Origin of the sequence: Paenarthrobacter sp. Y-19 (assembly GCF_029223985.1) — a bacterium.
In the GTDB taxonomy this organism is placed as follows: domain Bacteria; phylum Actinomycetota; class Actinomycetes; order Actinomycetales; family Micrococcaceae; genus Arthrobacter; species Arthrobacter nicotinovorans.
This window is the reverse complement of record NZ_CP119414.1, coordinates 1,102,017-1,117,284: the sequence shown is the minus strand read 5'-3', so window position 1 is coordinate 1,117,284 and position 15,268 is coordinate 1,102,017. Positions and strand designations below refer to the sequence as shown.

Below are 15,268 nucleotides of genomic sequence, written 5' to 3'. Positions count from 1 at the left end.
TCCTAGCTGCGGTTTTCCGGTGGCATGGCAATCTGCAGCTTGCGGACCTTTCCTCGACCCACGATGTACCCGCGGCCCGGGATGAAATCCTTGCTGATGCGGCCCAGGGAAGTGTTCAGGAGCGTGTCCCCTTCCACGTCCCCCGGGTTGAGCAGGAGGCCCCTGCGTCCGGACTTGAATGGCTGCGCCAAAGACCAGGCCTGGGACCAGGTGGATGTTTCGGACTCGCCAACCACCCATTGGTCTGCCTTGATGGCAGCGGTGACCAGCCGGCCAACCCCGGATTCGGCCAATGTGTCCGTGAACTCGGTCAGGCCCTCAATGAAGATGGCCATGCTGCCCGGGTTGTCGGAAGCCTTGTCAACGAGGTCGTCGATGACGTCGGAGACCTCATCGGCTCCTACCAGCGACCGGCTCCAGATGTTCAACGATGCCACCGCCGAGCGGCGCGAACCGATGTAGATAAGGTCGGTGCGTGGGTTGGAGCGCCGCAGGGCGTAGGCCAGCGTGACCAGCGCGACCGTCCGGCCCGAGCCGGGAGGGCCTGCCAGCAGGAGCGAGCCCTTGGCGGCGATGGCCGCTGAACCCAGCGTTTCGTCGTCGACACCAATAACGGGGTTGTCCGGAGCGCCGATGGGCAGGATATCCAGATCCACAAGCTCCGGTAGGCGCTGGATCTGGGGTGCCTGCTCGAGGCCCTGGCGAACCATTGCCTGGCTCAGTTTGGACACTTCACGGGCCTGCAGAGCCAGGTTCGAGTTGCCGCCCAACACGGCGAGCTGGACTTCGAGGCCGTCCAGCAGTCCGCGGCCCGGAGGTGAGGCAGCGTTCAGGACATCCTTGGGGACGTCCAAGGTCATGTAGTCGTCTTCAGAACTGAGCCGCAGCACCAGTCGCTTCTGGATGGAGGCAAGCAACGACGCCGGAACGGAATTGGTGCGGTCACCGCTGACGACGAGGTGGATGCCCAGGGGACGGCCATCGGTTGCCAGGGTCAGGAAGATATCCCACAGCGCGGAGAGGTTGCTGTACTCATAGCTTTCCCGGAAAGAGGACATACCGTCCACCAGGATGAAGATGCGCTTCTCCTCCGGCCGGTTCGCCAGTTGGCGGTATTCAACAATGGTGGAGGCCCTGACTTCGGCGAACCTCGCTGCCCGGTCGTCGGCTACTTCCTTGAGCCACCGCAAGAGGCGCCCTACACGCTCGACGTCGTCACCATTGATGATCTCGCCAACGTGGGGAAGGCCGTCGAGCATTTTCAGGCCCGAGGAGCCACAGTCGATCCCATAGACGTGTACCGGTCCGCCACGGGGAGTTACCGCTGCCGCAATCGCGATACCCCGCAACGCTGCCGACTTGCCGGATCCACCCGTACCGTAGACGGCCATGTTGCCGTCCTTGTCCGGTTCGTAGAACACGGTGGGCTGGTCCTGGTGCGCGGGGTCATCGGCAACGCCCAACAGGAGCCGCTCATCGGTGCGCGGATTGGGGAGCTTGGAGAAATCGTAGGTTGTGGCGAGCTCGTTGAGCCACGGTTTCCGTGGCGGGGCAATGGACAGGACATCGGCTGCCCGGATGATGTTTCCCGTCATCCGCGCGATGTCGTTCGGGCCGGCGGGTTCTTCTTCCACCTGGGCTTCCAGCGGCGGCTCCCACACAGGTCCGGACCCGAAGGCCATCTCCACGATGTCGATCCTGGGACGCTGCGGTTTCTCGGTGGTCCAGCCACCGGCATATCCGGTCTGGAACCCCTGAATGCGCCCCGGTCCCGTCTTCGCGGCACCACGGCCGGGAATGGACGGATCAAAGTACGCGGCCGTGGGGACGCCCAGAATGTCCACGGCGTCCACTTCGTCAGCCATGCGCAGCGCGACACGGAGGTTGGTGTTGGCACGCAGGTTGTCCTTGATGACACCGGCGGGGCGCTGCGTAGCAAGGATGAGGTGCAGGCCCAGGGACCGTCCACGGGCCGCCACATCCACCACCCCGTCAACGAACTCGGGAACTTCGGTGGCGAGGGCCGCGAACTCATCGACAGTGATGATCAGGTACGGCGGAGCCTCGGGATCGGCCTCGCGTTGCAGAGCCAGCAGGTCCTTGGCCTTCTTGCGGTTCAGGAGACGTTCCCGGTAATGCAGCTCGGCCCGCAAGGAAGTCAGTGCCCGGCGAACCAGGTGCGGGGACAAGTCCGTTACCAGGCCCACCGTGTGGGGCAAGTGCAGGCAGTCGGCGAAAGCCGCACCGCCCTTATAGTCGACGAAGAGGAAGCTGACGCGGTCCGGGCTGTACGCGGCCGCCATGCCCATGACCCATGACTGCAGGAACTCGGACTTGCCGGCACCGGTGGTTCCACCCACCAGCGCGTGCGGGCCCTCGTTCTTCAGGTCCAGGTAGAACGGTTCCACGCCCTTGGATCCCACGAGGGCACGGAGGCTTCCGTTGTCCTTACGGTTGGGAACGGCCGTGGCGTGTACTGAGTTGTTTTCCTGCCACCGCTCGGCGACGGCCTGCGGGTTGTCCATCAGCTCCTTGCCGATCAACGTGGCGTAGGAGACTGCACGCGGGAGGTCGGAGTCGTCCTCAAGCGGGTTGCCCACGTCCACCAGCGGCGACATCATGCGCGCCAGTTGCGTGGCGAGATCGGCGTCGAGGCTTTCACAGCTCACCGGGTAGGTGTGCCGGCCCAGGCGGACCTGGCCCGTAGTGGTGCCGTGGTCGCCGTCGACGGACAGGAAATCGCGGCATGCCGCCGGAAGGGACTGCACATTTGCCGCCACCCACATGACGTGCACACCGTAGTCCGGACCCCGTTCAACCAGCCTGGTCAGGCGGCCGCGGTCCACGGGAGCGTCATCCTCCACGATCACCAGCACGGCGGGCACTACAGGAGACGGGATTTCCTGGTTCTCGTCCTTGAGGCCCGGACGCGGCTGGGGGCCCGGTTCCTTGGACAGGGACTCGCGCTCTTCCACGAGGTTTTCCAGGCGGGACAACAGGGCAGCGCCCGCGCCAGGGCCGGCCGCAAGGTGGTCACCCGAAAGGGGGCTGTGGCCTGAACCGACATGCGGGAGCCATTGCAACCAATCCCAGCGCTCACGCGAACGCGGCGACGTCAAGGCGGTCAGGACCACCTCGGCAGGCGAATGGAGGGCCACCAACTGGAGCACCATACCCCGGGCTACGTCATCAACCACACTGCGGTCCCCCGCAACGCCGAAGGAACCGGAAGTGCGCAGCTGTGACACGATCGGCACGCCCTCGATGACGCGCACCTGCTGCAGGCACTCCTGGATTTCGCGCATGTACTGCGGCTCTGTCTCGTTGGCGGCAGGCTCATCGAAGGGAATGCGCGAAGGCGCAGAGCCCAAACCGAAACGGACGCCCAGGAAGTGCTGGTGCTCGGGACGGTTGGTCCACAGCAAGGGCCCGAGCTTGTAGATCGCGTCCACGGTATCGCTCACCGAGGGCGCTTCCTGGAGCCGGACGGCGCGCTCAATGTTCTGTTGCTTGTCGATGTCCTCGCGGAATGCCAGCATTGCGGCCTTGAACTGCTTGTGGCCTTCCTTCGCCTGGCGCTTGCCCTGCATCTTGTGATCCACGTAGTGGCCCACAATGAACAGCGGCATCATCGCCATGAAGAGCACGGATAGGAGGTTCTGGGTTACCGCGAAGAGCACGCCGCCCATCAGCAGCGGGGCAACCAGCATGATGTACGGGAACGGCTGGTGTTCAGGCCGTTTCGGACCAGCTGGTGGAACCCGCTTGGGCGATTCAAACCGAGGCAGCACCCGCGGCGAGCGATTGAAATCCACCAGTGGCGACGACGGGCCGCCACCGTGGTTGCGGGAGAGGGAGACGACGCCCACCGTAGTGTCGCCCAGCGTCACGGTGTCCGATGATGCGAGCGTGGCCCGTGTTACCGGCAGGCCGTCCATGAGGAGACCGTTGGCGGAGTTCGTGTCCACGATCTCCACCGTCTCCCCCACGGTGATGCGCGCATGGCGCTTGGAGGTGAGCGGGTCGGAGAGCCGGATGTCGGCGTCCCGGTCCCGGCCGATGTAGCTGGTGCCGAACGGCAGCGAAAATTCGCGTCCGACGTCGGGCCCTGACATGACACGCAACGTCGCCGCGGCTGGGCCCCTGTTGGTGCCGTGGCCGTTGGAGGCGAATTCCTCACTGACGTGCGCCAGCGAAACCTTGGAACCCGGGCGAAGGCCCGATTCCAGGAGGTTCTCCGTGGGCCTGAGGACATGACCGGACAAGCCACCGCCGACGAACGCTTCGTCCACGCTGATGGACAGGTTCGACGGCGGTTCGGTGCCCTTGCGTGCGGGGTCGGCAGCCCACAGTTCGGTGGCGATGTCGGCCACGGTGGCGCGGCCATCCACGGTTACGGCGAGGTCCTTTGCTTCCGCAGGGTCACGCCGCAATGTCAGGCGGAACTTCATCCTTCGTCGACCTCACTCATTTTCTCAAGAAGATGCAGGTCAGCCGGCGTCACCAGATGGGACGTCACGGCATGCTCCACCAGGCGCGCCCGGCGGTTGGTGGCCAATTTGCCGGCTCCACCGCGAAGACCCACGACGCCAACGCGGTCGAGCTTGTCGCACACATTGTCCAGCTTGCGATTGAAACGGGTCAGGGCCCACCCCAGGCGTTTGGCGGCCTCCGCAGAAGACGGTATGGCGCTGAAACCGGTACCCTCCCGGCGAAGCATCGGCTCAGCGAGGGCCACGATGAGTGCTTTTTGTGAATCGGTGAAGACCACGGGGCCAATGGTGGTGTCCCCGGCTTGGTCTTCCTCGCGTGCCTCGTGCCGGAAAGACGGCGTCTTCAGGTGTACCGCAAACTCGTAGGTGGTGGGGCCCGCGGTGAAAATGACGTTGGTGTGGCTGAACACCAACGGGATCCTGGCACCCGGTGCCAGCCATGCCTGCATGCCTCCGGAGCCATCCGCGATCGTGGCCGACAGCATGCTGCCAACGTTGCTCAGCCACCAGATTCCGTCGTAACGGGCAATCTGCAGGAAGCGGCGATGCAAGTACGGGTTGTCGTCTACTTCCAGGTCACCTTCACGGCCGATGTCAAAGACGTCCTCGTCGGATGGTTCGTACCATTCCCCACAGAAATCTATTGCTAGATCCCCCATGATCTGTGCCTCCTTGCTGGACAACGTGTTTCTGTCATGAGCCGTCTATTTCTCCACACAGGCAATGGACTCAGGGCCGCCCGGCGATGCCGAACCATCCGCCCGGACCATGATGACCTGGATGCAGAGGGGCCGCTCGGCGTGGCCCGTGATGATGGCGTAAAGTTCGGACGTCGATTCGTAGGTGCCCTCGGACTTCGCGGATTTGAGTCGCCACTTGAAAGTGTCCGTCACCTTCCAGTCAGGGCTGTCCCAGCGAAAAACCACCAAGGGCGTCGTTGAGGTGCCCCCGCTTTGGATCTCGTAAGTGATGTCCGTAACCTCGGGAACCCCACCATCGCCTATCGGGTCCGCCGGCGGCTTGCTGGCCGCCTCTGTGGGTGCCACCTTCGGCTGCGCCTGGGCGCCCAGCACCACTCCGACCACGATCGCCACAACCAGCACCGCCGCGCCCGTTGCAGCAAGCCACAAGTTTCGTTTGCTGTGGTCCGCAGCCGGCGCTTCATTGCCGGTGTCCTGGGATGCCTGCGACGCGGAGCGACTGACAGTATCGTCAACGATGTCCTGCCTGCCCGAGGGTTGCCAGCCGCGAAGGACGGTGGACTCCGAAGAATCGGGCTCGTCCAAGACCGGCTGGGCCGTGTGGAATCGCGGCGGCGCTGTCTGTTGGGCAGCAGCTGCTGCCTGCTGGGCAGAGCCTTGGGACAGGGTCGGCCGTGCTGCCGGTTGCGGGGCTGTTTGCGGCTGGTTGTTCCCGGGAACAGTCGAAGGAAAAGTTCGGGCAGGGAAGGTCGGTGCAGAGCCTGTCGTGGCTGTGCCCGACGCGTCCGGGTCGATCGACGCGATGCTCCGGACCCGGGTTTCCTCGAAGTTGTCATCCGGGTGCTGCTCATCGCCGTGACCTGGTTCTTCGAGCACTTCGAAGGGCGTCACGGACAGGTTCAGCTCGGTCTGGATCCGCTGCAACGCCAAAGCGAAGGCGTGCGCTGAGGAGTAGCGGGAGCCTGGGGACTTCGCCATGGCGGTGACCAGCACCAATTCCAACGATTCCGGAACGTCGGCGCGGCCCAGCCTGGGAAGGGGCGCGTTGGTGATGCGCGAGATCAGTTCCCGCTGCGAGTTGTCCTGCCCCGGAAGCACGAAAGGTGACCGGCCCGCCAGCAACGTGTAGAGCGTAGCTCCCAGGGCCCAGATGTCCACGGGAACGCCCTCCACGGCACCACCACGGAACTGCTCGGGCGGCGACCATGGAATGGACATGCCGGCGTCGTCCTCGGCATCGGCACCGATGGTGCCTGAGATGCCGAAGTCCGTGAGGGCCGGACGGTTGTAGTCGGTGACCAGGATGTTGGCCGGCTTGATGTCACGGTGCACGATTCCGGCCCGGTGGGCGGTCTCGACGGCGGACGCCACCTGGATGCCGACGGCAAGGACCTCGTCCACGCTGAAGCGCTGACGCCGGTAGCGCACGTCAAGGCTGGGCCGGGAGCAGTACTCCATGGCCAGGTAGGAATGGCCGCTCTCAGTGATCTCCGCTTCGAAAATCGTCACGATGTAGGGGTGCGAGGACAGCTGCGCCATCAGGTTCGCCTCGGACTCGAAGCGGCGGCGCGCCCCTTCCGTCTTGAGGTCTGACAACAGCACCTTGACCGCCACCTTACGGCGCGGCCTGTCCTGCTCGTAAAGGTAAACATCGGAAAAGCCACCGGAGCCAAGCAAGCTGATGTACTTGAACCCCGGGATGGGCGGAGGCGGCGCGGGGGGCCTCTTGGAACTCAAAGAATCTCCTCGAAACGCAATGAAATGTCGTCGCCGAGTTCGGCGATATCGCCATCCAGCAGGATGGCCATCTCGTTTTGGGCAAGCCGTCGGGGCGCTTGGCCCTCGCGGATAAGCACGGTGCCGTTGGTCGCCTTCAGGTCGCACAGCATCACGTGCCAGCCTTCAAGGCGGACCTCGACGTGGGATCGCGAAATGTCCCCGCCGGGGCTCTCCACCTGGACCAGCCGTGGCATGGTGCCGCCCTGGACGCGCGAAACCGAGGGTTGGCGGCCGATGATGAGCGACTGATCGAGGTCGATCAGTTCCCCGGTGGAAAGCCGCATGCGTCCCAGACGGGGCCGCGGGACATGGACAGCATCCCCGGAGACGGGAACTCCGCACACCGAGCACAGCGGATAGGTGGGCGGGTTGGCATGTCCCTGGGAGCAGACCCTGGCCAGCACACTGGGACCGTTGACGGCCGGCGTCGCACCGGATGCGGCGGCAGCTTCCCCGTCATCGGCCGCGGGCAGGCTGCTCTTCATGATTGTCTGACCGTCGTGGTCCGCGTCCTCGTCCACCGGGCCGCTGGTAGGCGCGGGTGTCCAGGCTGCAGGCACCTGTGGGGCGGGAGCAGCCACCGGCGCCGACGTAGCGCTGCGCAGCCACGGCACCGAATCAATCAGTCCACCTGCCGGCGCTGCGGCGGCGGACTGACCGGCCACCGGCGCAGTTGCCTGCACTGGCGGGATAACCAACGGTTGGGGTGAAAGCGGTTGAGGTGAAAGCGGTTCAGGGCCAGCCGGGTCCGGGACGGTTCCTTCCGGCTCCGACGGCGGTTGCGGAGCCGCCGGCGGTTGCGGGCCAAGTGCCTGGCCCGCAGGAGTGTCGTGGTCATCAGAGTCGCTCTGCAGACGGACTGCGGCGTCTTCGATGGTGCGCATCACCGTCTTGTCCCACAAATGGTCATAGTTCGTGGTGTTCTCCAGCGAGGGACCCACGGGATCAGTCGTGCTGGTGTGGACCGGGACTTCCGAATCGTCCACGGCACCGTCTTCGCCGGACCGGTCCGGAGCGGGGAGTTCTTCATCGCCGGAACGGACTTCAGCTTCTTTGGCTTCAGCAGCAATGTACCCCGCAGGGTCTTCCTGTCCAGCGGGCTCCCCCACTTCAGGCTCCCCCACTGCGAGCCCGGCCTGCTCCGTGTCTTCCTGTCCGCTGTCCCCGTCGTCGACGGCCTTCGTTTCAGGTGCGGCCGGGACAGGGCCCTCGATGGCGTGGGCTTGGCCTGGTGCAATCGTGAGCCCTAGGTCGGCTTCCTGGTAGCCGACCATGGTTTCGTCGGAAACAGACGCGACGTGCGCGTTCGGCATCACGTGGGTTTCGGGCGCCCTGTCTTGTTCAGGAACCATGTTTTGTTCAGGAGCTGTGTCTTGTTCCGGCGCTGTGTCTTGTTCCGGCGCTATGTCGCTTTCCGGCACGGGATCCGCCGCTGAAGGGGCCGAACCGGCGGCTTCCAGGGAAGCCAACAGCACCACGCCGTCCTTGACGGGGAGGGAATCCAAAAGCGGCCGGTCCATCCCGGCGGCAGCCGGCGCACCGATGTAGACGTTGAAGGAGGACGCACCGACAATGCGGCGCTCCGTCCAGGTGGTGACGTCACGGCCTGTGAGATGTTCCTGGCGCCCGTCCAGATGCACTGCCAATTCGAGGTCGCCACGGAGGAACACCCGCAGCGCGTCCTTGGAATCAATGATGCCGAACGGCGGGATACGGCTAAGCGAGACACCAAAAGCCCCGGTGACTTCGTTCAGTACTTCATGGGCCTCGGGTGAGGATTCCAGCAGCTCCCAGACAGTGTCGATCAAGGCATGGGGTGTTTCCGGCCCAAGAAGGACAACGGTTCCATTGCGAACAACACCAAACCATTCACCCTGCTGGTACCGCGTGTGGGAGAGGAGATTACTGCTTGCCATCGCTGCCTTCCTCTTGGTCGTTTTGCCCGGTGCCGTTTACCCAGGCCTTGGGAAGGGTGTCCTCCTCCACCTCGGACCCGACTTCCGGGCGGGGCGCCGTAATGGCGATACCGGCGTCGTTCAGGACGTTCTTGGCATCAACCACAATCACTGTGACGTTGTCCCGTCCACCGCTCCGCAGCGCAGCCTGGATAAGTGCGTCCACCGCGTCCTGCGGGTGGGCGACGGTGCTGAGGATGCGGAACATGTGGTCATCGCTGAGTTCGCCGTTGAGTCCGTCCGAGCAGACCATGATCCGGTCGCCCTCCTGGATGGGCAGCAACCAGAAGTCGGCCTCCGTCTCATCGCCGGTTCCCAGCGCGCGCGTCACAACGTGCCGGCGGGGATGAACGGCCGCCTGCTCGGAGGTGATATCCCCCGAGTCCACAAGCTCCTGGACTTCCGAGTGGTCAACGCTGATCTGGGCGAATTCGCCCTGGCTGAGCCTGTAGGTCCGGGAATCACCGATATTCATGACCAGCCAGTACGGAAGGCCCATCTGCTCCACCACAACCACACCCGAAAGCGTGGTGCCGGCGCGGGCACCCGTGGCGTCGCGGATGGCGGCGTCGGCCTTCAACAGGCAAGCCTGCAGATCCGCCGCTGACGCCGTGCGGACCCCGGAAGCCAACTCGGGAGCGCTGCCCAGGGTGCGCACGCACATGCCGCTGGCTATCTCGCCTGCCTCGTGCCCGCCCATGCCATCCGCGACGGCGAAGACTGGGTCCGCGGCGATGAACGAATCCTCATTCAGCTCGCGACGAAGTCCGCGGTCGGTTCCGTATCCGTAGCTGAGACGGAATGAGGTACCGCCTGCGGCTGGGCCGGCGTCGGCGTTTGCGGGAGTGGCCGGCTGTGAATTCATGCTTGTCCTAGGTGGAAGGAGCGGTCCCCGAAGTGGACTGTGGAACCGGGGCGGACGAAGACAGCTTCGCCCGGTTGGAGCCTGGTCTGGATGCCGTCAGGGGTGGTGACGGCACTGCCGTTGGTTGAGTTGCGGTCCGTTACCCACACGCCGTCGCCGTCCACCCGGAGATGAAGATGGGTTTTGGAGATGGACCTGCCGGGATCGGACACCGGCAGGAGCTGCTCAACGTTTTCCCCGGGCTGGGCAGCGGGATTGCGGCCCAGCAGGACGGTTCCGCCGAGCTGGACATCCTGGCCGTCATCCACCCTTATCCGCAGGACTGCCTGGGCGCGGGCTGTGCCGGGACGCATCTGGGTGCGTTCGACGTCGTCGTCGGGGTGGGCGGCCGCAGCCGGCTGCGGAACGACCGGAGCCGCATGGGACGCGGCGGCCTGCTGGGGGGCAAGCTGCACCTGTGGCGTGACAGGAACCTGGCGAGGCGGGGTCGGTGGACGCCACTGGTTGGGATCATGCGAGGGCTGCACGGCCGGTGCAACGGACGACGCCGGAGCGGCCTGGGCGGTCGGGGTCACCGGCGCGGTCGCCTGGGTTGGGTGAGCCTGCGCCGGGGCCGGGGCCCGCCCGGACGGCACGGGGGAAGCAACCGGTTGGACCGGGGGAAGGTCCATGGGAGCGAAGCTGTAGGGACCTTGGATGCCGCCCGAGATTACCGGATTCCGGCCGGCGTTGACATCGAACACCAAGGACTTTGCCGCTTTGTCATGCCAGCCGCGCAACTTGCCGTTTTTGTCCCAGGCGTTGGAGACCACCACCAGGATGGCCCATACAACACCGAGCACCATCAGCGGGAGCGCGATCCACGCGACAAGCCCCAGCAGGCCGAGGGCCGACAGGATGACTGCAGCCAAGGACCCCACAACGAGAAGGCCACCCGTCACGATGCCGCGAACGAAAACCGCCCCAGCACCCGGTGCGTAGCCGTCCGCGTCGGCGCTGCGGATGCCCATGAGCTGGTTGCCGATGGTGTTGCCCGACTTTGCCTCCACCCCCAGCAGAACGAACGTGTAGATCACGGTGACTGCGAGGCCGATGCTGCCAAGAAGAACCAGCAGGCCGGTGTCGTAGACAATAAAGCCGTTCCGACGCGTCTGGGTGATGCCGGCGATGCCGATGGCAAATGTCGTGGCCAAGACGGCGACGGGACCCAACCAGTCCAAGGCTGCCGCGCCCATCCGTTTCCCGGCGGAAGCGGGTACGAGGTCGAGCTTGGTGGTCATGATGGTCCCTCCCCCTGGCCCCTGCAGTCTGTCCGGTTCGGCACTTGTCCCCGGAAGCACCGGCGATACTGGCGCCGACACTACGGAGATACTACCGGGATCGGCCACGCCCTGCCGGGCGGCGGACTCCAGGGCCGCCCTTTGGGCATGGTTGATGTTGCCTTCTTTACGGGCGCCCCGGTTGTTCAGCGGCGATCCGCATTGGTTGCAGAACGCCGCCCCCGGACGGACAGCGTGACGGCAGGCCGGGCACAGTTCAACGTCACTGCTCATCCGTGGTGTCCTTCGTGAATGGCAGTTTCAAACGCCGCCCGCCGGGATTGGAAGGGTCTTGTTTCCGACGGCGGAGGGCCGCCCTGCCGTCGGACAACAACGAGCGCGGAGAGAACCGTGCCTGCTGCCGCTTCCAGAATCCGACGCTTCCAGTGATATCGGTCAGGGACGAGTCGACGATCTCCCAGTACTCCTTGACCTCCGACTCACTCGGCTGGCCGGCACCGAACACCGCGGCGTCGGCGCGGTGCGCAAGCACGGTAGTGGTGTTGCCGGCTGTGGGGAAAGCGTCCGCAATCACCGAGGCAGACTCGCGCCTGGTGGACTTGGTGTCGATCGATGCACCCATGTCGGTGACAAGGCTCAATACCTCGCTCCATCCTGCGCCAACCCGCTGGGCCGGGTGGCCATCACGGAAACGTGCCTTCCGGCGTCGAGACTTCAACAGGAGGATCAACAGCAGCGGGATAGCCAGGATCCCCAAAGGAATCAGGGCAACACCGATCGCAGCCAGCAGGGGTCCCCAGAACAACCAGGGGTTGTTCTTCTTCTCGTCCGCGTCCAGGGCGTCGGGAGTGGAGTCCGGCGGCAGGTCCGCGGGCTCCTGCGGCGGCGGTGGCGGCTGCAGTACCTGGGGCTTCGGCTTTGACTTGTTCTGCGGATCCGGCGGGATGGGCACGTTGTCCTTGGGCGGTGTGGGATCGAAGGAGACCCAGCCAACGCGGTCAAAGGCCACCTCTACCCAGGCGTGGACATCCTTGCCCGTGATCTTGACATCGCCGGCGCCGTTTTCGGGGCTCTTGGGATCCGGGTAGAAACCCATCACAACGCGCGAAGGAATGCCCAAATGGCGGAGCATGAGGGACATGGATACTGCGTACTGCTCGTCATCGCCCAGCATCTGCTTGGCGGAGAGCATGTTGCGGATGCGGGCCGCGCTGTGGCCCGGAAGGCTGGGCAGCTGCCCCTCTGCCACCAGGCCGTTGCTGAAGGCACCACCCTTCTGGAAGTGGGCCTCGATCTGCCGGACACGGTCGATCGCTGTGGGTGCATCCGCGGACAGTTCGTTGGCCTGCGAGGCAACGATCGGGGGAACTTCCTCAGCGTCGGGCAACGTGAGCTTCGCAAAGTCGTACTGGGTGAGCTGTCCATGCTCCAAAGTGCCGGGATCGGAAACCTGGACCGTGTAATTCTCGCCCTTGCCCAGTCCCTTGGTGGTCACCGCAGTATCAGTGCCCGCATTGAAGTAGAGCCCCGATGCCGCGCCGGAGGTGTCCGCGAAGCTCATCCCGGTGGTGTGGCGGCCGCCAGGGACAAAGTAACCTTGGTAGTCCTCCACCGTGATGTCCAGAGTGTAGTTGGTGCCTTCCACCGGGCTCCCGGAATCAGCCAGCGTGTTCAGCGACTTGGCGTCGCCAACTTTGCTGAAGTTGCCGGAACTGTTCGGATCCATGGTGTAGTTCAGGCCGTTGAACGCATCCAGCGCTGCCAGCCGTACACGGGCGTCCTTGGGCAAGCCCTTCACCGTGAAGAGCGTGGTGTCCTTTTCGTCCTTGACGAAGCTCCGGAAGCTCGCCAGTGGAGTGATGTAATCACGGGGGTCGAACGGCGGGACGATCGTGTTCCGCAGCACCTTGCGGTCGTCGCTGGCGGTCACCAGGGGGGATGCGATGGCCGTTACGCCCACGGCCACGGCGATGACCGCGGCTGCAGTCCCCAAGCGGCGGAGCTGGCCGCGGCGGGCCGCACCGGCGTCGGAATCCGGCCTGTTGGCTGAGACGGTCCGGGTGCTGCGCTGGCGGAGCACGTCCCGGCGGAACGTCGCCCAGACGATCGAAACTATGGTCAAGGACACGCCGCGCTCCACGTTCAGGAAGCCCGAGCTGGTGCTGAAGGCGATGCCCGTGACGAACAGGACCAGAACCGGCAGCAACGGCCAGTATGGGCTTTTCAGCCGCCAGGTCAACAGCCCTGCCGCCAGGGCCATGAGCAGCGAGCTCAGGAACGGCACGATCAACGTGCCGTTGGCTGTTCCGACCGGAACGCCGACCGTGAGCATGTCCTTCCACGAGAACACAATGCCCAACAGGAGCGTTCGCAGGGAATCGAAGCTTGGCAGGAAACCGAGAACCGCGGAATCCGGCACGGCAAGCGCAGAACCGAACACCATGTAGGCGCCAAAGGCCAAAGCTGTTGTGATGAGGAGACCGAGCCGGAGATGGGCATTCAGGACGGCAATGCCGAGCCCGAGGATCACCCCGCCCAAACCAGCGACGAGGAAGCGTGCGTCCCCACCGAAGCTCAGCGTGAAGCCAAGAACGCCGAGGAACAGCAGCACTGTCAGGGCGCCGCAGTCCACGAAGAAGTGCCACAATGGCCGGTCGTCGGCAAAGACAGATCCGCCTGCGGCTCGTGCCTTGGCCCGGGCACCGGACTTAGCCTGCTTTTCCGCACGCGGACGGACGCGGAGGTTGGGCGCGGTGCTCATGCTGCCGCCTTTCGAAGGACAATGGCGAGATCGTCCAGGTCGCCCACAGTGAGGACCGTCAAGTCCGCGATGTTGGCCCTCGACGGCGCGGCGCCGGGTTGGACGCGGACGGCAAGGCTGCGGACTCCCGGCGGGACGGACGCTGAGGCCGAACGCAATTGCGTGGCCGTGACATGGCTGCCGACCACGAAGAACACCACGGAAGCATTCGGGACGGTATCCGAGAGGGTCCGGGCAAGATCGACGGCGGTCTTCCGCATGGGTGCACCGACAATCCTGGTCATGTCGTCCAGGAGGTTGCGGCCGGTTTCGCAGCGGAGCGGCCCCTTCTGGGTCAGGACGTCCAGGTCCCGCTGTTCACTGATGGCTTGGCGGCCGATGGAGGCCGCCACCGAAATGGCCATTTCGAATTCCGCTTCGGTGTCGTACTCGTCGGTGTTGATGGACAGGGAAATGGCCAGGTGTGCCCGGCGCGTCTCCTCGAACTGGCGGACCATGAGTTTGTTGGTGCGGGCCGTGGTCTTCCAGTGGATGTGTCTCCGGTCATCGCCTGGCACATAGTCGCGCAGGGCATGGAAGGAGACGTCGGCGCTGGAAAGTTCCGTGGTGGGCATGCCTTCGAGGTCGCGGATGAACCCGGCAGCGGAACCCCCGAGCGCCACGGTCCTCGGGTGCACGAACAGATCGACCGGTTCGGTCCAGAGCACGCGGCGGCGCAGCAGGTGGAGAGGGTCGGCGCGAACGGAGCGCACCGGTCCGACCACGATCACCGCACGGCGGGCCGTGGGAATAGTGAAGAGATCCTCGTGGACCTGGGCCGGCTTCATCCGCGGCAGGTGGAAGACGGCCGTGTTGGCTCCCACGGGAAGTTCCAGCGCGGCAGGCAGCAACGGGCGTGTGGAGACATTGGAAACGGCAATGCTCCCCACGGCGTCGTCACCCACCGCGACACGGGTGCGGGCAAGGTCCAGGACCACGCCGTACGCCGAGCGGCCCACAATGAAGCCAACGGCCAGCACGAAGAGCAGGAAGGCCACCAGGGCCGCGGACTTGGCTTCCTGCCAGCCCCAGGACTGGCCTGCCCACCAGAGCCCGATCGCCGCTGCGAGCACCACCCAGCCGAGCAGGCTGACAACGGAGAGTGCCGGCCAGACAAAGCGCAGCCATAGGGCACGGACTTTCTCCCAGGCCGGCGCGAGGAACTCCCCTGCCGTGCCAGCAGCCTCGGCCCACACTGCGGCGGGGTGCAGTTTCCTGGTTTTTCCGGACGTGCTTCGGCTGCCAGGGCGGTTGCCCGCTTCTTTGCCGGAGCCACGCAGGGAGCGCATCGTGCCGCCAACTGCTGACGTGGCGCGCTTAAGCGAATCAGCAGCCCTGGTCAGGGGTTTGCTGGAGGACATGTAGGGGCCTTTGTTCGAACGGTGCGAGAAGGGA

8 protein-coding genes are annotated in these 15,268 nt (G+C 65.1%); all 8 read right to left on the bottom strand.

Annotated elements, in window-relative coordinates; translation table 11 throughout:
- Nucleotides 1-2: 2 nt before the first annotated feature.
- From PYR64_RS05120 to PYR64_RS05085, 8 genes are read right to left on the bottom strand one after another with little or no spacing between them, the layout of a single operon-like run.
- Nucleotides 3-4,451: an FtsK/SpoIIIE domain-containing protein gene (locus PYR64_RS05120; protein ID WP_275778733.1), complete on the bottom strand. Its 4,449-nt coding sequence runs from the start codon at nt 4,449-4,451 to the stop codon at nt 3-5.
- Nucleotides 4,448-5,152 carry a hypothetical protein gene (locus PYR64_RS05115; protein ID WP_018777412.1) on the bottom strand — a complete coding sequence of 235 codons (705 nt, stop codon included), beginning with the start codon at nt 5,150-5,152 and terminating at the stop codon, nt 4,448-4,450. Before PYR64_RS05115 ends, PYR64_RS05120 begins: the two co-directional genes overlap by 4 nt.
- 45 nt (nt 5,153-5,197) lie before the next feature.
- Complete coding sequence (locus PYR64_RS05110; protein WP_275778731.1) at nt 5,198-6,931, bottom strand: serine/threonine-protein kinase; 1,734 nt, start codon at nt 6,929-6,931, stop codon at nt 5,198-5,200.
- Nucleotides 6,928-8,889 (bottom strand): hypothetical protein, encoded by a 1,962-nt coding sequence (locus PYR64_RS05105; protein WP_275778729.1) that lies wholly within the window; start codon nt 8,887-8,889, stop codon nt 6,928-6,930. The genes PYR64_RS05110 and PYR64_RS05105 overlap by 4 nt, the downstream gene beginning before the upstream one ends.
- Nucleotides 8,876-9,793 carry a protein phosphatase 2C domain-containing protein gene (locus tag PYR64_RS05100; RefSeq protein ID WP_055975011.1) on the bottom strand — a complete coding sequence of 306 codons (918 nt, stop codon included), beginning with the start codon at nt 9,791-9,793 and terminating at the stop codon, nt 8,876-8,878. Before PYR64_RS05100 ends, PYR64_RS05105 begins: the two co-directional genes overlap by 14 nt.
- Nucleotides 9,790-11,346: an RDD family protein gene (locus PYR64_RS05095; protein ID WP_275778727.1), complete on the bottom strand. Its 1,557-nt coding sequence runs from the start codon at nt 11,344-11,346 to the stop codon at nt 9,790-9,792. Before PYR64_RS05095 ends, PYR64_RS05100 begins: the two co-directional genes overlap by 4 nt.
- A complete protein-coding gene (locus PYR64_RS05090) occupies nt 11,336-13,834 on the bottom strand; it encodes a transglutaminase-like domain-containing protein (protein WP_275778725.1) in 2,499 nt (832 codons plus the stop codon). The genes PYR64_RS05095 and PYR64_RS05090 overlap by 11 nt, the downstream gene beginning before the upstream one ends.
- Nucleotides 13,831-15,234, bottom strand: coding sequence for a DUF58 domain-containing protein (locus PYR64_RS05085; protein WP_018777406.1), 1,404 nt, complete (start codon nt 15,232-15,234; stop codon nt 13,831-13,833). The genes PYR64_RS05090 and PYR64_RS05085 overlap by 4 nt, the downstream gene beginning before the upstream one ends.
- Nucleotides 15,235-15,268 lie beyond the last annotated feature (34 nt).

Excerpts from the sequence above, each read along its gene's own strand:
- PYR64_RS05120 (WP_275778733.1), bottom strand. The coding sequence starts at position 4,451 with ATGAAGTTCCGCCTGACATTGCGGCGTGACCCTGCGGAAGCAAAGGAC.
- PYR64_RS05115 (WP_018777412.1), bottom strand. The coding sequence starts at position 5,152 with ATGGGGGATCTAGCAATAGATTTCTGTGGGGAATGGTACGAACCATCC.
- PYR64_RS05105 (WP_275778729.1), bottom strand. The coding sequence starts at position 8,889 with ATGGCAAGCAGTAATCTCCTCTCCCACACGCGGTACCAGCAGGGTGAA.
- PYR64_RS05100 (WP_055975011.1), bottom strand. The coding sequence starts at position 9,793 with ATGAATTCACAGCCGGCCACTCCCGCAAACGCCGACGCCGGCCCAGCC.
- PYR64_RS05095 (WP_275778727.1), bottom strand. The coding sequence starts at position 11,346 with ATGAGCAGTGACGTTGAACTGTGCCCGGCCTGCCGTCACGCTGTCCGT.
- PYR64_RS05090 (WP_275778725.1), bottom strand. The coding sequence starts at position 13,834 with ATGAGCACCGCGCCCAACCTCCGCGTCCGTCCGCGTGCGGAAAAGCAG.
- PYR64_RS05085 (WP_018777406.1), bottom strand. The coding sequence starts at position 15,234 with ATGTCCTCCAGCAAACCCCTGACCAGGGCTGCTGATTCGCTTAAGCGC.